Raw genomic sequence first — 16,083 nt, 5'->3', positions numbered from 1 at the left:
GCATGATCCGACCAGTGCGGACCCGCAGCGGCATCGGCGCGGTCGTTCTGGCCCTGGTGGTCTTCATCTCGGCCTTCGGCTCGGGGCGGGCGGAAGGCGTACGCCTCGATGCGCTCAAGATCCCGGTGCCGAATGCGGGAGGGGCAGGGCCGGCCGCTGCGCTGCTCGACGCGATCGTGCTGCGGCCGGATGACGGGCAGCCGCATCCGCTGGTCCTGCTCAGTCACGGCTCGCCGCGCTCGGCGAGCGACCGTCCGTCGATGAGCCCTTATGGGATGTGGGCGCAGGCGGCGGAGTTCGCGCGCCGCGGCTGGGTGGCGGTGGTGTTCCTGCGCCGGGGCTACGGAAGTTCGCAGGGTGGATGGGCCGAGACCTACGGGCCGTGCTCCGGTCCGGACTACGCGAAAGCCGGCCGCGCCGGCGCCAGCGACATCGCAGCCGCCGCCAAATTCATGGCCGGCCAGGCTTACGTCAGGAGCGGAAAGTGGATCAGCGTCGGTCGCTCGGCGGGCGGTTTCGCTACGGTTGCATTGACCTCGAATGCGCCGCCAGGTCTCGCGGCCGCGATCGTGTTCGCACCGGGCCGCGGATCGAGCGGCCCCGATACGGTCTGCGGGGAAGGCGAGCTCGTCGACGCCTTCGCGCAGTTCGGAAAATCCTCACGCGTTCCGCTGCTCTGGGTCTCCGCCGACAACGATCATTTCTTCGGCCCGAAACTCGTGACGCGGCTGTCGGACGCGTTCGCGAAATCAGGCGGCAAGCTCTCGCTGGTTCGAACGGCCGCATTCGGCAGTGACGGTCACATGCTGTTCAGCGAGAACGGATCGGCGATCTGGGCGCCGATCGTCGATCGCTTCCTTGCAGCCAATAACCTTGTGCTGCGTGATCGTCTGCTCGACGCGCCCGAGCGTCCGGCGCAATTAAGCACACGCTGACCGCGCCGCGGGATATTGAATTCCGCACCATGAAACCATCGCGCGAGCGCGCGTTTCCGCTATTTGTGCCGACAAAAAATGCGCTACTGGTTTTGTGAAGCGAAACAGCACAGGCGAGGAATCCCAGATGAGCGATGATGAACAGACAGCCATGATCCGCGAGACCGTCGCGAGATTCGTCGATCGCGAACTCATCCCGCTGGAGCCGCAATATCTCAAATCCAAACTGCCCGGCAGCGATCATCCCGAGCTCACCGCAGAGCAGCGCAAGCGGCTGCGCGACGTCTCCAAGGAGCTCGGCCTCTGGGGCCTTGATGCACCCGAGGATCTCGGCGGCCACGATTTGCCGACGCGCACGATGGCTGCAGTGCACGAAGAGCTCGGCCGCAGCTGCGTGCCGTTCGTGCTGCCGCCGGATTCGCCGAACCTGCGCATGCTGCAGGCGGTCGGCACGGACGCGCAGAAGAAGAAATATCTGCAGCCCTACATCGAGGGCCGGATGACGTCGGCGATCGCGATCTCCGAGCCCGGCGCCGGCGGCGATCCCGCGGGGATGAAGACGCGCGCGGTGCTCGACGGCGAGCAATGGGTGCTGAACGGCCGCAAGATCTGGATCAGCAATGCGCGCGCCGCCGATTTCATCATCGTGATGGCGCGCGTCGGCAACGACCAGCGCCAGGGCGGCATCACCTCCTTCATCGTCGAGAAGGGCACGGCGGGCTTCATCATCGAGCGCGAGATCCCGATGGTCGGCGGCGGCTCGACCTATGAGATCGTGTTCGAGGACTGCCGTATCCCGAAGGACTCGGTGCTGGGCGAGGTCGGCAAGGGCTACGCGCCGATGCAGCTGCGGCTGCGCACGCGGCGGCTCGAGATGGGGTCGACCTGCGTCGGCATCACCAAGCGCGCGCTCGACATGATGTGCGAGCACGCCAAGCAGCGCGAGACCTTCGGCGTCAAGCTCGCCGAGCGCCAGGCGATCCAGTGGTGGATCGCCGACATCTCGACGCGCATGCATGCATGCCGGCTGATGGTGCGCGAGGCTGCCGACAAGACCGATCGCGGCGAGGACATCCGCCACGAGGCCTCGATGATCAAGGTGTTCGCGACCGAAATGGCCTATGACGCCTGCGACCACGCCATGCAGACGCTCGGCGCTCTCGGCGTGACGCTGGAATTGCCGCTCAACGCGCTCTGGCAGAAGGCCCGCCTGATGCGGGTGTACGAAGGCCCGAGCGAGGTCCATCGCCAGGCGATCGCCCGCCGCGTGCTCGGCCTGCGCGGCGGCTGATCAGCGCGTGAGGGCTATCGTCGGCTCGCAGCGGCCTTGATGATATCCTGGGCGATGTCGCCGATCTCGCGCGGGCCGCCGCGACTGCGGGTGAACACCGTGAACTCGACCTCGGGAAGTCTGGGCAAGCCGGCTTCGCGGCCGAGCGCCCGCAATTGCGGTGTGAGCAGGCTGCGATAGAGCGGGCACACCGCAAGCTCGGCCGCAGCGGCGGCACGCAGACCGCCAATGCTCGGGCTCACCACAGTGATGCGGGCTTCACGGCCGGCCGCAGCGAGCGCGGCCAGCGCGGCATCGCGATATGGACAGGGCTCGGGAAACAGCGCGAGCGGGAGCGGCGCCATGGTATCCGGCGCCGCGCCCTTCGCATAGGCCCACACCAGAGGCTCGCGCCACAGCAACTGGCCGCTCTGGTCGCCCTGGCATCGGCCGCAAACCACGACATCGAGCTCGCCCCGGTCGAGCCCGGCCAGCAGCAGAGCCGTGTTCGCGACCCGCACCTCCAGCGTCAGACCAGGGTGACCATGCTGGAATTGCGCGAGCGTGCGCGGCAGCCAGTTGCTCATGAAGTCGTCGGATGCGCCGATGCGCAAATGAACGCCGCGGTTCTTGCCTGACAATCTCAGGCGCGCATCCTCGTTGAGGCGAAGGATGGCCCGCGCATAGCCGAGCAAGGCTTCGCCCTCGGCGGTCAACGCGACCGACCGCGTGTTGCGTGCGAACAATGGTCGGTCTGCCTGAACCTCCAGGCGGCGAATATGTGCGCTGACCGCGGACTGCGTGAGATTCAGCCGGCGCGCTGCTTTGGTGAAATTTGCCTCCTGCGCGACCGCCTGAAACGTCCGGAGGAGCGTTGTGTCGAACATTGATATATCTCGATATGAGATTAATTAGATTACTATATATCATTTCTCTCACTGAACGGAAGCTGCTCTGTTGGGCCGCCACCAGCCCCGGAGATTCCAGATGACCCGCATCCTCTATGTCGAAGCATCCCCGCGAAAGAACCGCAGCGCGTCGATCGAGGTGGCACACGCCGCACTCGCTGCATGGAGCGACATCGCGCCCGATCTCAGCGTCGATGTCCTCGACCTATGGTCGACGGAGCTCCCCGAGTTCGACGGTCCGGTCATGATGGCGAAATACGCCGGACTGGCGGGAACGGCGCTAACGCCTGAGCAGGCCGAAGCGTGGGCACAGATATCCGCGATTGCCGCGCGCTTTCTCGCAGCCGACGTGATTCTGCTCGCGGTGCCGCTGTGGAATTTCTCGATACCTTACAAGTTGAAGCAGCTCATCGATGTCGTGTCGCAGAAGGATCTCCTGTTCTCGTTTGACGGACGGGCGTTCGGCGGCCTGCTGCACGGGAGGAAGGCTCTGCTGGTGCTGGCGCGGGGGCTCGACTATGCGCCGACGGCAATCACGCCCGCCGGCAGCTACGACTTCCAAAGGCCCTATCTGGAGATGTGGCTGCGGTATATCGGCATTACCGACATCACGACGGTCGTGGTCGAAAAGACCCTCGCGGGACCTGACGTCGATCATGCCTCGCGTGCGGCCGCCAAGCGGGCCGCGGTCGAGGCGGTGAAGCAGCTTGCGCATTCGTCATCACGCGCGGCGACGTCATAGCGATGCATCGCCGCCGGGCGCTGTCACCATGTGTCAAAGCAGCTGGCTGGTCTGCGCTGCCGCTCCGTCTCTTGGTCGGGCGCGCTCTTACGCCGCCCGCACGTCCGAGAGGAAGCGGTTGACCTGACCGGCGAGGTCCTTGGACTGCGTCGAGAGCTGCTCGGCGGCGCCCAGCACCTGGGTTGCCGCGGCGCCGGTGTCGTCGGCGGCGCGCTGCACGCCGGAGATGTTGGAGTTGACCTCCTGGGTGCCGCGCGCGGCTTCCTGAACGCTGCGCGAGATCTCCTTGGTCGCCGAGCCCTGTTCCTCGATCGCGGCGGCAATCGCGGTGCCGATCTGGTCGATCTCGGTGATGACGTCGACGACGCTCCGGATCGCGGTCACGGTCTCGTCGCTTGCGGTCTGGATCGCGGTGATCTGCTCGGAAATCTCCGTGGTCGCCTTCGCGGTCTGGCCGGCCAGCGACTTCACTTCAGAGGCGACCACGGCAAAGCCGCGGCCGGCCTCGCCGGCGCGGGCCGCCTCGATGGTGGCGTTGAGCGCGAGCAGGTTGGTCTGCGCCGCGATGCTCTGGATCAGCGTCACGACGTCGCCGATCTTCTGGGCGCCCTCGGCCAGCGAGCGCGCGGTGTCGCCGGTGCGGCGGGCATGGTCGACGGCACGGGCGGCGATCTCGGTCGAGGTCGCGACCTGGCGGGCGATCTCCGAGATCGAGGAGGTCAGTTCCTCGGTCGCGCTCGCGACCGTCTGCACGTTGGTCGAGGTTTGATCCGAGGCAGCAGCCACGACTGCAGCCTGGCGATTGGTGGCGGAGGCGGTGGCCGACATCGATTGCGCGGTGTCCTCCATCACCGAGGACGCCGCGGACAATCCGCCGACCAGTTCGGTGACCTTGGCTTCGAAAGCACGGGTCAGATCGTCGAGCGCCCGGGCGCGGCGCATCTTGACGTCGTTCTCGGCTTCCTTCTCGGACGCGAGGCGATCGGCTTCGATCCTGTTGTCCTTGAACACCTGCACGGCGGCGGCCATCGCGCCGATCTCGTCGTTGCGCGCGGCGCCCGGGATAGCCTCGGCGACATCGCCCGCGGCGAGGCGGGACATCCGGCCGGTGAGGGCTGCAATCGGGTTGAGGATGCGGCGGCGGACCACGACGATGAGGCCGGCGCTGACGGCAATGACCGCGAGCAGCCCGGTCAGTGCGATCACGAAGCTGAAGCGCGCCGACGAATAGGCGCTCGCAAGCACCTGCTCGGCGTTCTCGTAGAATGCCTCGCGCACGGTGATGATGGCGGCGAGGCCGATCTGCGATTCCGGATAGTAGGTGTCGAGATCCAGCTCATACTTGCCGGACACGGCGCCTTCCTTGGCAAGCTTCAGCGCCTTGCCGAAGCGCTCGACATAGTCGGCCTGCATCTTGCCGAGCGCCGTCATGACGTTCGCGGGCGTCGCCGGATTGTTGCGCAACTCCTGCAGCGTCGAGAGGATCTGCTCGGTGCGGCCGGTCGAGCGGTAGAGTTCCAATTTCTCCTGATCGGTCGCGACGCGCTTGGCGCCGACCAGCGCCTTGTGCAGGCTGGCATTGAGACCGCCGGTGTCGCGCAGCATCCAGGCGACGTTGGCGTAGCTGGCCTGGCGATAGGCATTGCCGTCGAGACCGGCGAGCCGGCGCACCTGCTCGTCGAGCAGCGTGGTGACACCGGCGTTGAATACGGAATTGTCGGCGACGATCTTGCCGGCGGCCGCGCGGCGGGCATCGGCTGGACCTGAGATGGCAACCGCGATGGCGTCGCGCAGCCCGGCAAATTTCACCTTCAGCGCGTCGATCTCGCGTGCGACGGCCTCGCCATCGTCGAGCGATCCCGGCAGGGTGGTGCGCACCTGGTTGACCTTGGCCAGCGCACCGTCGGTCAACTGACGCTGGCGGTCGAGCTCGGCGATCTGCTTCGGGTCGATCGTGCCGCCTGCGAGCAGCAGGTTGGTGGCGTAGCCGCGCTCGGGGTTCATGTAGCGCGGGATGTCGCCGACGGCGCGGACGATCTCGAGCCGGCTCTGCGCGGTCGAGACCTTGTCCATGGTCTGGTACTTGGTCACCGCGACATAGGCCGCAAGGCCACCGCCGACCGCGGACAAGGAGACGATCGCGGCCGTCAGGAGAGTACCGATTTTCATGGGATGCGCGCCATTTCTTGACGAGAGAGGGAGAGACCTCAACCGTACCGGGTGCGCATTAAGCTTGGGTTTATGATCAGGGATCCGCGGCGGTCCCGCCCAGTCCGCGTTGTCCGAAAGTCGAACGCGCCGGGTCGTTCGGCCGCGCGTGGCGGCACGGTGTGACGGTCAGTGCCCGTCGTCGTCAGCGCCCTTGGTCGCGGCGCGGTGCTGGGTCGCGCCGCCCGTGCCCGCTTCGCCGCAGGGAAGCTGGTTCCAGGTGCCGTCGGCGGCCTGCTGGTAGGCCTGGCAGCCGGCCGAATTGGTTGTGGTGGCGGCTTTTTCGTCGGCCTTCTGCCGCTCGGCGCTCTTCGCCAGCGCTGGCGTGGCAACGGCAGCGACGGCCGCGAGCGAGCCTGCGAAAACCAGCTTTGCGATCTGCATGTCGGGTTCTCCTTCTCGAAGCGAAAAACATATCCAGAAAACAAATCTGGCGATTTTTGGCCGCGGTGGACGATCTGCGACGAATTGCCTAATGCCGGGAAAACGCGCCGGAATGCCCGTTAATATCTGCGCGCCGGCCGCGGGACGGCTGTCGCAGCGCCGTGGTAGGATCGCGTCATCATGACCCACCGCATTCTCGTTCTCTACGGCTCCTATCGTTCGGATCGCATGGGCATCCGCCTGGCGCATTTCGTCGTCGACGGCCTGCGTGCGCGCGGCAACGATGTCGAGTTGATCGACGCCAAGGAGGTCGGCCTGCCGATGCTCGACCGGATGTACAAGGAACATCCCAAGGGCCAGGCGCCGGCCGTGCTTGAGACGCTCGCCGGAAAGATCCGCGAGGCCGACGGCTTCCTGTTCGTCACCGGCGAATACAATTGGGGCATCCAGCCCGGGCTGAAGAACCTGACCGATCATTTCCTCGAGGAATGGTTCTGGCGGCCGGCGGCCATCGCAAGCTATTCGGCGGGGCGGTTCGCCGGTGCGCGCGCCGCGACCGCCTGGCACGGCACGCTGTCGGAGATGGGCATGGTGGTGGTGTCGAGCACGATCAGCGCGGGGCCGATCGCGCAGACCCTGTCCGCCGAAGGCAAGCCGATCGGCGAGGGCGGCAAGTCGCTCGAACGCGCCTTTCCACGCTTTGCCGACGACTTCACCTGGTGGATCGAAGCCGCCAAGGCACAGCGGGCGCGCAAGGCGCCGCCATACTGAGTGCAGGCCTGCACGTCCTCGGAGATCGGCATCATGAGCCTCTTCACATCGCCCTTCGATCCCGCGCGCGAGGCCGCTTTGGTGACCGGCGCCGGCAACGGCATCGGCCGCGCGGTCGCGCAGGCCCTGGTCGGTGAAGGCGTGCGCACGGTGTTCGCCGACCTGCATGAGGACAGGGTGCTGGCCGCCATCAAGGCTGCCCGGCATCCCGAGCTTGCCGTGCCCTGGGTCGGCGATCTCGCGCAACGTGCGGCGTGCGACGCCCTGCTGGCGCATGCGCGAGCCACGGTCGGGCAGGTGACGCATTTCGTCCACAGCGCCTCGCCGCCGCGCCGCGAGGCCGATCATGCGATGGCGGTCGATGAAGAGACCTGGCGGCAGATGCACGCGGTCAATCTCGATGCCGGTTTTCATCTGTCGCGCGAACTGGCGCGCAAGCTGATCGCGGCGAAGAAACCTGGCTCGTTCCTGCTGCTCACCTCGCTGCACGCGGGCACGCCGCGCAATCTGCCGCATTATTCGACGGCGAAGGCCGGCATGGCGATGCTGGTGAAGGAGCTTGCCAAGAGCTGGGGCCGCTACGGCATCCGCGTCAACGCGCTTGTGCCAGGCGCGATCGCGGCCGGCGGCTTCGTCGCCGATCCCGCGCTGGCCAAGCACATTCCGCTCGGCCGGCTTGGTCAGGCGGACGATCTCGCGCCGATGGCGCTCGCCGTGCTCTCGCACAAGCTCTCCGGCTACGTCACCGGCGCATCGATCGTGGTCGACGGCGGCCTGTCGCTGACCAACTGGTTCGCGCCGCCGGAGCTTGATTGAGGATTCTTGTTTGACGCGTTTTCTTCACGCGAACCGGTGCCCGCTTCGCTCGAAAACGCTTTCTACTACTTGGTCCTGATGTAGCCCGCGAGCCGCGTCTTCTGGTCCTGGCACCAGGTCGTCATGCTGCCGGCGCGGCGCTGGTCGAGGTCGGTGCTCTGGGTTGCGATCGCGACTTCGGTCATCAGGTCGTCGGCCTGCTTCTCGCCCATCTTGCCGCCGGTATGCATGAAGGCGATCGCCTTGCGCACCTGTTCGGTGGTGCCGTCGGGCAGGTGCATGTCCTGCGCGCGCTGCACGAGGTCCTGATAGACGAGATCGGTGCCGGGGCACTCGACCTTGGCGGCGAAGGCCTGCAGCACCATGGTGACATAGGCCGCGCGCGGATCGGCGTGGGCCGGTGTTGCCGCGACAATCAGGCCGCCGATCAGCAGAGCGTAACGCATCGAATTCCTCCCGATGTTTTAGACATTTTGCGGCAAGGCTAGCGTCCGCGGGAACCGACTGCAACCGTAAGGACACACTTGCGGAAGGAACCGATCAAACGGCCGTGTTCCAACCGGGGCTGCCACGATTTCAGCACGATTTCGGCAGCAAGTGCCACAAGTTGACGTATGGGAGAATGATCGTGTCGAAGTTGGGGCTTGCTGCGGTGCTGGTGGGTTCGCTCGCACTTGGCGGCTGCATGCAGGCGACGCTGTCGCCGGTGACGGATGCGGCGATGACGCCGCGCGATCGGCAATTGCTGGCGCATCCGCCCTATGCGGACGCCAAGATCCCGGATCAGTTCCAGCGCCACATTGTCGATTACAGGCGCAAGGAGCAGCCGGGTTCGATCCTGGTCGATACCGACGCGCGCTACCTCTATTACGTGCTGCCCGGCGGCAAGGCGATCCGCTACGGCGTCGCCGTCGGCGAAGAGGCGATGGCGTTCTCCGGCGTGGCCACGGTCGGCCGTCTGGCGGAGTGGCCCGATTGGGTTCCGACCAAGGACATCCAGGAGCGGCTCGGACCGTATCCGGCGCGGGTCGCCGGTGGACCGGCCAATCCGCTCGGTGCCCGGGGCATCTATCTCTACCAGGGCAACAAGGACACGCTCTACCGCATCCACGGCACCAACCAACCCGAATATATCGGGCAGGCGATCTCGTCGGGCTGTATCCGCATGAACAACGCCGACGTGATCGACCTCTACCAGCACGTCAAGCCGGGCGCGACCGTGGTCGTGCTGCCGCCGGGACAGAGCGCGTAATTCGTATTTGAACTGCAAAGGGCGCCGATTGCGTAATCGCGATCGGCGCCCTTTCGTTCGCGCGTTAGCTGGCTGTCAGCGCAGCGGCATCGGTGGCCGAACCACGGGGCCGTTATCATCGGCATCGACAACAGAGGACGGCTGCTGCGATTGCACCGGCCGCGGCGCAATAGCCTGCGGTGCGGCTGCAACGGGCGCCGGCAGCGGTGCTGCTGAGGCCGGTGGTGGCGGCGGGATGTAGGCCTGTGCCGGCGGGTAGGACCGGCGCACCGGCGGTGAAGCAACAGCCGTATGTGGCGCCGCAGGCGGCGGTGCGATCGCGGCACGCGGGCGCGGCGCGACCGGCCGCGGTTCGACCGCCCTGGTCTCAGTCGTCCGCGCGACCCGTTGCGTCAACTGATCCTGGCTCGCCTTCAGCTGATCGATGCTGGTCTTGAGCTGCTCGATCTGCTGTCCCATCGACGCGAGATCGCGTGCCATCGACTGCAACAACTGTGTTTGGTCAGCTGGTGCCGGCGGAACAACCGGCGCCGCCGCTGCAACGGGTGCTGTGGTCGCCGCCGGCTGGGCTGCAGCGACGTCCTGTGGCGCAGCCGCCGGAGCGGCCTCAGCCGGCTGATCGGCCGCAGCCGCCTGCGCGGGCGGGCTCGCCTGGTCGGCAGCGGGAGTGGCCTTGCCCGGCAGCAGCGACGTCAGGGCCTCGACTTGGGGCACGTACTCCGCCACCACCTGCTTGACGCGATGCCCGTAGTGTTGCCACGCCGCGGTGCCCATGGCGCCGGCGATCGCGAACAGGAACCAGAAGGCGCGGATCGCCCATTTGCTGGTCGGGCGCGGCGCACGCTCCAGCCTGATGTCGTCCAGCCTGCCGTCATGGCTCGCGGTGCTGTATTCCGGCGCGGCCGGCGGCGCCGTCACGGGCATCGGCGTCACCGGTGGCACCGAGGCGACTGGCGCGGCGGGCGCGACCGGTGGCGTGGAAGAGGGTGCGAGGCTCGGGCCGAACCATGGCTCCCGTTGCCCCGATGCTACCTTGCCGGCAGGTGCCGGTGCGATGGCGGCATTGTCGGTGCGAGTTACAGTGAAGCTAGGTTCGATCGCGAAAATATCGTGCGGATCTGCGTCTTTCAGTGTCGATTGCATGGCGGTCCCCGTTTCAGTCCAAGGTCAACCGCAAATGGGCGGCCGGCAATTTGAGCTCTGTATCGACCCCTGGCCCTGACCCCACGACTCCAGTCCGGTTTGACCAAAGCAAGGCGAGAGGGTGGAGAGGTTGGGGAGTTTCGGGAACCACACAGGGAGCTGAGGGGGCGGGCACCCGGCAACGCGGGCGGAGAGGCTCCGGGATCGCATTTTCGGGTGAATCGCCCTGGTTGTGTGGCGCATCCACCACAGCCGAGGGGAAATCGCGTTGCCCGCGGCACGTCCGACCGCGCTCCGCCTCCGTTCCGCCCTGATTGGATTCGGCCATGCGGGTGTTGGATTTTCGGCTTGGGCTGGGGCACGAGTTGGGGATGCAACATGTCACGCGACGATGCAGTCATTTCGTACGCCGACGTCAAACGCAGCGCCCGCGGTGCTGCAATTCCGTTGACTCGTGCGCGAGCGCCGCTGCGGCTCTGTGCCATCGTGATCGGCGCCGCGTCGCTTGCCGCCTGTGCGCAGTCCTCCGTCGTCAGCCAGCGCTCGCAGGCGCTCGCGAGCCGGCCGGTATCGGCCGAGCCGACGCGGGCCGCGTCATCGGCGACGCGCACACATGTCGCAACCGCGCGCAAGCACACGCCGTACGCCGCGCGCAAAGGCGGCGACACCAGGATTGCGTCGCAGGGCGTCGCAAGCTTCTACAGCGACGAGCAGGAGACCGCGAGCGGCGAGAAGTTCAACGCGCGCGAACTGACCGCCGCGCATCCGACATTGCCGTTCGGCACCAAGCTGCGCGTCACCGACGTCAAGACCGGCCGTTCGGTCACGGTGCGTGTCAATGACCGCGGGCCTTACGTTCCCGGGCGCATCGTCGACGTCTCGTATTCTGCAGCGCAGTCGCTCGGCATGATCGGCAAGGGCGTCGCGAATGTCCGGCTCGACGTGGTGCAGTGAGCCCCGTCGTAAGCCGGGTTCGGGATTTTTGCCGGCTGGATCGGGAAAAAGTCCCGGCGTTACGCGCGCTTTAATCCTGTTGTCCAAACGCCGGCTGCAAATAGAATTGTCGTCGCTACTTCCCGCGCTCTGCTTTTCCAGGCGCGTGGATTTCAACCCAATGAACCTTCCCCGCCTTGGCGTCCCACCGAGGCGGGGTTTTTCTTTGGGGCATGCGCACCGCATGTGCTGCTGCGGTGGACGCAAGATCTGGCACATGCTGGATATGCCGACCTTGATAGTAAGTTGAGCTAGCCGCGACCGCACGTTGCGCTCTGCCGCATCCGGCGCCTGTGCTTCCACCAAATTGTCATGCTCCCGGCGAATTGCGGCCCAACGTCGCTGCCAACACACCGCGGAATGGACTGTGTCGGCGAGGGACAAGCATTGGCCTACAAGATGATCGCAGAACGCGAGAACGAAACGGTCAGGATCGAGCGGGAGAGCACCTTCATCATCATCGCCAAGGCCAAGGTCTGGGCGAGCGAGGGATGGCAGGTGGTGATCACCGACAAGGACGGAAAATCATACCCGCCCGAGGAATTCGACAAGCTGCTCGCGGCGTGATGTTAGCGCTGCGCTGACACCAGCATCATCATCGGCCGTTCCAGTTCGTCGGCCAGTTCGGGCACAGCCTTGATCTGCTCCCGCGTCGGGGAGAATTCCTCGACATGGCGAAGCGTGAAGCCGGCGCCGATCAACGCATTGAGCGTGGTGCCGATGGTGCGGTGATATTTCAGCACGCCCTTCACATACCAGTCGGTCCGGCGTTCGCCTTCGATGAAGTAGCGGTTGACCGGCCAGGACTTGCGTCCATCCCGGTCCTGTCCCCAGTCGGGATGGGTGGCGGCCATGTAGATCGGATGCTCGATGGTGAAGACCAGATGCCCCTCCGGGACGAGCGTGCGATACAGCATCCGCGCCAGGCGATCGAAGTCCCTGATGTAGTGGAAGGTGAGGGCGCTGTAGGCGAGGTCGAACGTAGCCTTCGGCAGCTCCAGCGTTTCGAGGTCGGCGACCTCATAAGCGATGGCCGGATCCTGCGTCATCGCCGCGGCGCGCGCGACCATGTTCTGCGAGAGGTCGACGCCGAGCACGCCCGAGGCGCCTTGCTCGCGCATCCAGCGCGACACCCAGCCGAAGCCGCAGCCGAGATCGACCACGCGCTTGCCCGCGATGTCGGGCAGCATGGCGCGGATGGCGGGCCATTCGGGCGCGCCGAGCAATCCGCGGACCTGCCGCGGCAGCTGGCTGTAGCCGGCAAAGAAGCCGGGATCGTCATAGATGTTTTGCGCCATGGGTCCGGCAACTCGCGAAGCAACGGGGGCCGCCTCTCTGTATCCGCCGCCGCGGAGCGGGGGAACCATTGATTCCGTCGCGCCGGCCGGGATGCTGGAACCAGACACGGCGTTCGGCCGTTTTGAAGTCAGTCCGCGGGACGCGCGGTCACGCCTGTCCCTGCGGCATCGGACAGCAGAGGAGAGCGCCATGATTGCCGAGATGCAGATCCACACCATCGCGCGGCAGATGCTGGAGAAGCACGGCCTGCAGGCGATTGCCGAGGCGGCGCAGAACGCCGTCGCCTGCGAGAGCAAGGGCGAGACCGAAGAGGCCCGCGAGTGGCGCCATATCGAGGACGCCATGAAGATGATGCGCGGACCGCATCAGAGCTGACCGCGGGAGAGCGCGACGCCTGGCGGAGTGCTCTGGCGCTGTGCGCCGGATCGATTCGATTTGCGCCCCCGATGCGGCTTGCCTTCGCCGGAGTTTCCGGGAACTGTGTTCAGGACAAGCAGCAAACAAATTTTCTATCCGGGGGAATTCGCCATGACCTTTTCACTCTACGACGCGACCGTTGCCAACTATCTGCAGATCCTCGGCGCCGCCTCGGGCTTTCTCGACAAGAGCCTCGCGCATTTCAAGGCGAACGGCATCGATCCGGCCGAGATCGTCGAGACCCGGTTGTTTCCGGACATGTTGCCGTTCCGCTTTCAGGTGGTCTCGCTCGCGCATCATTCCCGCGGCGCGATGGAAGCCGCCAGGACCGGCGTGTTCGTCCCGCCGTCCGGCAAGCCCGATCTGGATTACGCCGCACTGCAGGCGCTGGTGAAGGACGCGCAAAGCGAATTGTCGGCCCTGACGCCGGACGCGGTCAACGCGTTGCTCGGGCGCGAAGTGATGTTCAAGCTCGGCGAGCGCTCGATGCCGTTCACGGCCGAGGGCTTCCTGATGTCGTTCTCGCTGCCGAACTTCTTCTTCCACTCGACCACCGCCTACGACATCCTTCGCCACAAGGGCGCGCCGCTCGGCAAGCGTGACTTCATCGGTCGGTTGAACATGAAGAAGTGATCGGGCCGCACGCGAACTGGTCTTGCTGAGGCGGCAACATCAGCCGCTGCGCGCAGCAAGACCAAGACCGCGCGCTGACGGGCGCGGTCAACAGAGTCCAAAGCCTGCCGGCGCTAGCCGGCCCTGCGCCAGTGTGGCACGGGATCGAGCGGCGTCCGGTACAGCTCGCGCCGGTCGATGTCGGTGACGCGCACGGCGCAGCCGCGGGCCTTCAGCTCCGGCTTGACCTGCGACAGCTCGTTGGCGAGCTGATCGGCGCGATCGGAAGCGAGGCTGATGTCTTCGAGGATGATCGTTCCTTGATTGCGGAACTCGTCCCCCACCACGAGATCGAAGGTGTAGTACGGCATTCCGAAGTCTCCGTTTCGGTTTGCATCACAGGGTAACACTGAGTCGTGCGTTCCCTAAGATGCATCGCGCACAATCGTCGGGCGATCAGCGCAAAAACGATGTGCAACGCTCGACGCACGATGAACGACGATGCAGCGTGGCACGGCGAAGGAGTCCTGTGAGACAGCTCACCGCCATGCCGTTAAGATTTGATTAAAACTGTCGTCGCAAGCTTGGCACCAGGTGGAATTGCGGCGGAACCGGACTCCGGGAACCGGCAGCCGCAGGAGAAGGCCGGTGGCGTAACGCCCATCGGCCTTTTCTCGTCGCTCAAGCCCTCGGACTAGAGCGTTTTCGAGCGAAGTGGACACCGGTTCGCGTGAAGAAAACGCGTCAAACAACAAACTCGAGCTTCGGTTCTGGTTCTATCAGAACCGAAAATGCTCTAGTCGCGCAGCGTGCCCTGCCGCCTGGCGCGGCATTTCGGACCCGGCCCGCGCATGTAGTACAGCTCGGGGCGATAGGGGTTGATGACGCCCTCGATCAACGTGACACAGCGCGCAACGAGGCGGGCGAGGTGGCGGCGCAAGGGATGCAGGGCGAGTTCCATCGAATTCATGGCACGCCCTCAGTGCAATTCGCCGAGAACGGCGGTGAATGGCAGCTCGAAGATCTCGGTGCCGATATCGTCGGTGACGTGGACCGCCCAGTTGCGCCAGTCTTCCACGCTCGGTGTCATGACAAAGCTGCGCGCCAGCTGCTCCGCATACACCTGCACCTCCCTAAAATCCATCGCGGCGCCGGTGCGATCCAGGATGACGTGCTTGTCGTCGGAGCAGTGAAAGAAAACTGCAGACATCTTCCGATTCCCATGCCGAAGCGATTCTCGTGTGCTGGAATAGCAGCGCGCGCCGGCAGTTAGAATCCGGGTGATCCCCCATCGGTAAACTACGGGGAATCCAGACGATTTGAATCACGCGGCCGTGATCGAGCCGGGTCGTCAGAAGATCGGTTCACCGATCGCAACCTCGCTGCGCGGGCCGAGCACGATCACCTGGCCGCCGGCATCCTTGGCGCCCAGGATCAGCAGTTCCGAGGTGAAACCCGCGATGTTCTTCGGCCCGAGATTGCAGATGCACACCACCTGAGAGCCGACCAGCGCCGCCGGCTCGTAATTCGTGATCTGCGCGCTCGACCACATGGTCCGACCGGCGCCGACGTCTACGCCGACCTTGTATGAGGGGTTGCGGGCGCGCGGAAACGGCTGCACCTCGACCACCTTGCCGATCCTGATGTCGAGGCGGGCGAAGTCGTCATACGTGGCCTGCGGCTTGAGCGGAGACATCAGCGCTCCTGAAACGCGAGGCGGATGCCGAGCGCGATGTAGATCGTGCCGACCACGCGGCCCTGCCACTGGCCGATGCGGCGATGACGCCGGATCCACGGGCTGATCTGGCCGGCGGCGAGCGCGAGCAGCGAGGTGTAGGCCGCGCTCATCGCGACGAAGATCAGGCCCAGCGTCGCGAACTGCGCCACGGCGGAGCCGTGGCCGGGATGTACGAACTGCGGCAGGAAGGCGAAAAAGAACAGCGCCGTCTTCGGGTTGAGCATTTCCGCCCAGATCGCCTGCCGGAACGCGCGCCTGGGATCGACCGGCTGCGCCGCCGGCGAATGCAGGTCGTCATTCTTCTCGAACAAGGCGCGGACGCCGAGCACGATCAGGTAGATCACGCCGGCATATTTGACGATCGAGAACGCGAGCGCCGAGGTCATCAGCACGGCCGACAGGCCTAACGTCGCCATGGCGGTGTGGACGAGGTCGCCGAGCGCGATGCCAAACCCGGTCGCGACGCCGACGCGTGGCCCGCCGGTGACCGAACGCGCGAGCACGAGCAGCACGGCCGGCCCCGGAATCAGGAACAGGCCGAGCGCGACGGCGGCGTAGGTGAGGAGGGTGGTGATGTCGATCATGAAACGTGTCC

21 protein-coding genes are annotated in these 16,083 nt (G+C 65.8%); 10 read left to right on the top strand and 11 right to left on the bottom strand.

The annotated features are described in order from the left end of the window. Positions 1-2 precede the first annotated feature (2 nt). The gene (locus BraRD5C2_RS09140) at positions 3-935 is read left to right on the top strand and encodes an alpha/beta hydrolase family protein (RefSeq protein ID WP_223967953.1); all 933 of its coding nucleotides are present in this window, start codon (positions 3-5) and stop codon (positions 933-935) included. A 127-nt stretch (positions 936-1,062) separates the two neighbouring features. Continuing rightward, positions 1,063-2,226, top strand: a complete 1,164-nt coding sequence (locus BraRD5C2_RS09135) for an acyl-CoA dehydrogenase family protein (protein ID WP_223967952.1) — start codon at positions 1,063-1,065, stop codon at positions 2,224-2,226. A gap of 14 nt (positions 2,227-2,240) precedes the next feature. Here BraRD5C2_RS09135 and BraRD5C2_RS09130 read toward each other — a convergent pair whose 3' ends face one another. Continuing rightward, positions 2,241-3,092, bottom strand: coding sequence for a LysR substrate-binding domain-containing protein (locus BraRD5C2_RS09130; RefSeq protein WP_223967951.1), 852 nt, complete (start codon positions 3,090-3,092; stop codon positions 2,241-2,243). 100 nt (positions 3,093-3,192) lie between these two features. Here BraRD5C2_RS09130 and BraRD5C2_RS09125 point away from each other — a divergent pair, with 100 nt between their 5' ends. After that, positions 3,193-3,855, top strand: a complete 663-nt coding sequence (locus tag BraRD5C2_RS09125) for an FMN-dependent NADH-azoreductase (protein WP_223967950.1) — start codon at positions 3,193-3,195, stop codon at positions 3,853-3,855. Positions 3,856-3,942: 87 nt separating this feature from the next. On the opposite strand, the gene BraRD5C2_RS09120 is transcribed toward BraRD5C2_RS09125, so the two are convergent. After that, the gene (locus tag BraRD5C2_RS09120; RefSeq protein ID WP_223967949.1) at positions 3,943-6,024 is read right to left on the bottom strand and encodes a methyl-accepting chemotaxis protein; all 2,082 of its coding nucleotides are present in this window, start codon (positions 6,022-6,024) and stop codon (positions 3,943-3,945) included. 168 nt (positions 6,025-6,192) lie between these two features. Continuing rightward, entirely contained in the window at positions 6,193-6,447 is a 255-nt protein-coding gene (locus BraRD5C2_RS09115; protein ID WP_223967948.1) for a hypothetical protein, read from the bottom strand. Between the two features lie 180 nt (positions 6,448-6,627). On the opposite strand from BraRD5C2_RS09115, the gene BraRD5C2_RS09110 reads away from it, so the two are divergent. Together BraRD5C2_RS09110 and BraRD5C2_RS09105 are read left to right on the top strand one after the other, a co-directional pair. Next, positions 6,628-7,218, top strand: coding sequence for an NADPH-dependent FMN reductase (locus BraRD5C2_RS09110; protein ID WP_223967947.1), 591 nt, complete (start codon positions 6,628-6,630; stop codon positions 7,216-7,218). Between the two features lie 33 nt (positions 7,219-7,251). Beyond that, a complete protein-coding gene (locus BraRD5C2_RS09105; RefSeq protein ID WP_223967946.1) occupies positions 7,252-8,034 on the top strand; it encodes an SDR family NAD(P)-dependent oxidoreductase in 783 nt (260 codons plus the stop codon). 65 nt (positions 8,035-8,099) lie between these two features. Here the strand turns inward: BraRD5C2_RS09105 and BraRD5C2_RS09100 are convergent, their stop codons facing one another. Then, positions 8,100-8,480: a hypothetical protein gene (locus BraRD5C2_RS09100; RefSeq protein ID WP_207839205.1), complete on the bottom strand. Its 381-nt coding sequence runs from the start codon at positions 8,478-8,480 to the stop codon at positions 8,100-8,102. Between the two features lie 176 nt (positions 8,481-8,656). Here BraRD5C2_RS09100 and BraRD5C2_RS09095 point away from each other — a divergent pair, with 176 nt between their 5' ends. Continuing rightward, complete coding sequence (locus tag BraRD5C2_RS09095) at positions 8,657-9,286, top strand: L,D-transpeptidase (RefSeq protein WP_223967945.1); 630 nt, start codon at positions 8,657-8,659, stop codon at positions 9,284-9,286. Positions 9,287-9,361: 75 nt separating this feature from the next. On the opposite strand, the gene BraRD5C2_RS09090 is transcribed toward BraRD5C2_RS09095, so the two are convergent. Continuing rightward, a complete protein-coding gene (locus BraRD5C2_RS09090; protein ID WP_223967944.1) occupies positions 9,362-10,429 on the bottom strand; it encodes a hypothetical protein in 1,068 nt (355 codons plus the stop codon). 378 nt (positions 10,430-10,807) lie between these two features. On the opposite strand from BraRD5C2_RS09090, the gene BraRD5C2_RS09085 reads away from it, so the two are divergent. Next, complete coding sequence (locus tag BraRD5C2_RS09085) at positions 10,808-11,383, top strand: septal ring lytic transglycosylase RlpA family protein (protein ID WP_223967943.1); 576 nt, start codon at positions 10,808-10,810, stop codon at positions 11,381-11,383. Positions 11,384-11,809: 426 nt separating this feature from the next. Further along, positions 11,810-11,989, top strand: a complete 180-nt coding sequence (locus BraRD5C2_RS09080; RefSeq protein ID WP_092113623.1) for a hypothetical protein — start codon at positions 11,810-11,812, stop codon at positions 11,987-11,989. A gap of 2 nt (positions 11,990-11,991) precedes the next feature. Here the strand turns inward: BraRD5C2_RS09080 and BraRD5C2_RS09075 are convergent, their stop codons facing one another. Then, on the bottom strand, positions 11,992-12,720 hold the full coding sequence (locus BraRD5C2_RS09075; RefSeq protein WP_223967942.1) for a class I SAM-dependent methyltransferase: 729 nt from the start codon (positions 12,718-12,720) through the stop codon (positions 11,992-11,994). Between the two features lie 190 nt (positions 12,721-12,910). On the opposite strand from BraRD5C2_RS09075, the gene BraRD5C2_RS09070 reads away from it, so the two are divergent. Together BraRD5C2_RS09070 and BraRD5C2_RS09065 are read left to right on the top strand one after the other, a co-directional pair. After that, the gene (locus BraRD5C2_RS09070; protein WP_223967941.1) at positions 12,911-13,096 is read left to right on the top strand and encodes a hypothetical protein; all 186 of its coding nucleotides are present in this window, start codon (positions 12,911-12,913) and stop codon (positions 13,094-13,096) included. 153 nt (positions 13,097-13,249) lie between these two features. Beyond that, complete coding sequence (locus BraRD5C2_RS09065; RefSeq protein ID WP_223967940.1) at positions 13,250-13,771, top strand: DUF1993 domain-containing protein; 522 nt, start codon at positions 13,250-13,252, stop codon at positions 13,769-13,771. Positions 13,772-13,884: 113 nt separating this feature from the next. Here the strand turns inward: BraRD5C2_RS09065 and BraRD5C2_RS09060 are convergent, their stop codons facing one another. The 5 genes from BraRD5C2_RS09060 to BraRD5C2_RS09040 form a co-directional block, all read right to left on the bottom strand. Next, positions 13,885-14,121, bottom strand: a complete 237-nt coding sequence (locus BraRD5C2_RS09060) for a hypothetical protein (protein WP_092113629.1) — start codon at positions 14,119-14,121, stop codon at positions 13,885-13,887. Positions 14,122-14,546: 425 nt separating this feature from the next. Continuing rightward, entirely contained in the window at positions 14,547-14,720 is a 174-nt protein-coding gene (locus BraRD5C2_RS09055; RefSeq protein ID WP_223967939.1) for a hypothetical protein, read from the bottom strand. A gap of 9 nt (positions 14,721-14,729) precedes the next feature. Then, entirely contained in the window at positions 14,730-14,960 is a 231-nt protein-coding gene (locus BraRD5C2_RS09050; protein ID WP_223967938.1) for a DUF6894 family protein, read from the bottom strand. Positions 14,961-15,101: 141 nt separating this feature from the next. Further along, positions 15,102-15,446 (bottom strand): tRNA-binding protein, encoded by a 345-nt coding sequence (locus BraRD5C2_RS09045; protein ID WP_212317598.1) that lies wholly within the window; start codon positions 15,444-15,446, stop codon positions 15,102-15,104. Next, entirely contained in the window at positions 15,446-16,072 is a 627-nt protein-coding gene (locus BraRD5C2_RS09040; protein WP_223967937.1) for a LysE family translocator, read from the bottom strand. The genes BraRD5C2_RS09045 and BraRD5C2_RS09040 overlap by 1 nt, the downstream gene beginning before the upstream one ends. Positions 16,073-16,083 lie beyond the last annotated feature (11 nt).

The sequence above is a fragment of the Bradyrhizobium sp. RD5-C2 genome (assembly GCF_019972155.1).
Taxonomy (GTDB): domain Bacteria; phylum Pseudomonadota; class Alphaproteobacteria; order Rhizobiales; family Xanthobacteraceae; genus Bradyrhizobium.
Note: the sequence above shows the minus strand (reverse complement) of the source record. Positions and strands in the feature narration are given on the sequence as shown.

Bases quoted from the DNA above. Each gene is read 5' to 3' on its own strand.
- BraRD5C2_RS09140 (WP_223967953.1), top strand. From the start codon at position 3: ATGATCCGACCAGTGCGGACCCGCAGCGGCATCGGCGCGGTCGTTCTG.
- BraRD5C2_RS09135 (WP_223967952.1), top strand. From the start codon at position 1,063: ATGAGCGATGATGAACAGACAGCCATGATCCGCGAGACCGTCGCGAGA.
- BraRD5C2_RS09130 (WP_223967951.1), bottom strand. From the start codon at position 3,092: ATGTTCGACACAACGCTCCTCCGGACGTTTCAGGCGGTCGCGCAGGAG.
- BraRD5C2_RS09125 (WP_223967950.1), top strand. From the start codon at position 3,193: ATGACCCGCATCCTCTATGTCGAAGCATCCCCGCGAAAGAACCGCAGC.
- BraRD5C2_RS09120 (WP_223967949.1), bottom strand. From the start codon at position 6,024: ATGAAAATCGGTACTCTCCTGACGGCCGCGATCGTCTCCTTGTCCGCG.
- BraRD5C2_RS09115 (WP_223967948.1), bottom strand. From the start codon at position 6,447: ATGCAGATCGCAAAGCTGGTTTTCGCAGGCTCGCTCGCGGCCGTCGCT.
- BraRD5C2_RS09110 (WP_223967947.1), top strand. From the start codon at position 6,628: ATGACCCACCGCATTCTCGTTCTCTACGGCTCCTATCGTTCGGATCGC.
- BraRD5C2_RS09105 (WP_223967946.1), top strand. From the start codon at position 7,252: ATGAGCCTCTTCACATCGCCCTTCGATCCCGCGCGCGAGGCCGCTTTG.
- BraRD5C2_RS09100 (WP_207839205.1), bottom strand. From the start codon at position 8,480: ATGCGTTACGCTCTGCTGATCGGCGGCCTGATTGTCGCGGCAACACCG.
- BraRD5C2_RS09095 (WP_223967945.1), top strand. From the start codon at position 8,657: ATGATCGTGTCGAAGTTGGGGCTTGCTGCGGTGCTGGTGGGTTCGCTC.
- BraRD5C2_RS09090 (WP_223967944.1), bottom strand. From the start codon at position 10,429: ATGCAATCGACACTGAAAGACGCAGATCCGCACGATATTTTCGCGATC.
- BraRD5C2_RS09085 (WP_223967943.1), top strand. From the start codon at position 10,808: ATGTCACGCGACGATGCAGTCATTTCGTACGCCGACGTCAAACGCAGC.
- BraRD5C2_RS09075 (WP_223967942.1), bottom strand. From the start codon at position 12,720: ATGGCGCAAAACATCTATGACGATCCCGGCTTCTTTGCCGGCTACAGC.
- BraRD5C2_RS09070 (WP_223967941.1), top strand. From the start codon at position 12,911: ATGATTGCCGAGATGCAGATCCACACCATCGCGCGGCAGATGCTGGAG.
- BraRD5C2_RS09065 (WP_223967940.1), top strand. From the start codon at position 13,250: ATGACCTTTTCACTCTACGACGCGACCGTTGCCAACTATCTGCAGATC.
- BraRD5C2_RS09060 (WP_092113629.1), bottom strand. From the start codon at position 14,121: ATGCCGTACTACACCTTCGATCTCGTGGTGGGGGACGAGTTCCGCAAT.
- BraRD5C2_RS09055 (WP_223967939.1), bottom strand. From the start codon at position 14,720: ATGAATTCGATGGAACTCGCCCTGCATCCCTTGCGCCGCCACCTCGCC.
- BraRD5C2_RS09050 (WP_223967938.1), bottom strand. From the start codon at position 14,960: ATGTCTGCAGTTTTCTTTCACTGCTCCGACGACAAGCACGTCATCCTG.
- BraRD5C2_RS09045 (WP_212317598.1), bottom strand. From the start codon at position 15,446: ATGTCTCCGCTCAAGCCGCAGGCCACGTATGACGACTTCGCCCGCCTC.
- BraRD5C2_RS09040 (WP_223967937.1), bottom strand. From the start codon at position 16,072: ATGATCGACATCACCACCCTCCTCACCTACGCCGCCGTCGCGCTCGGC.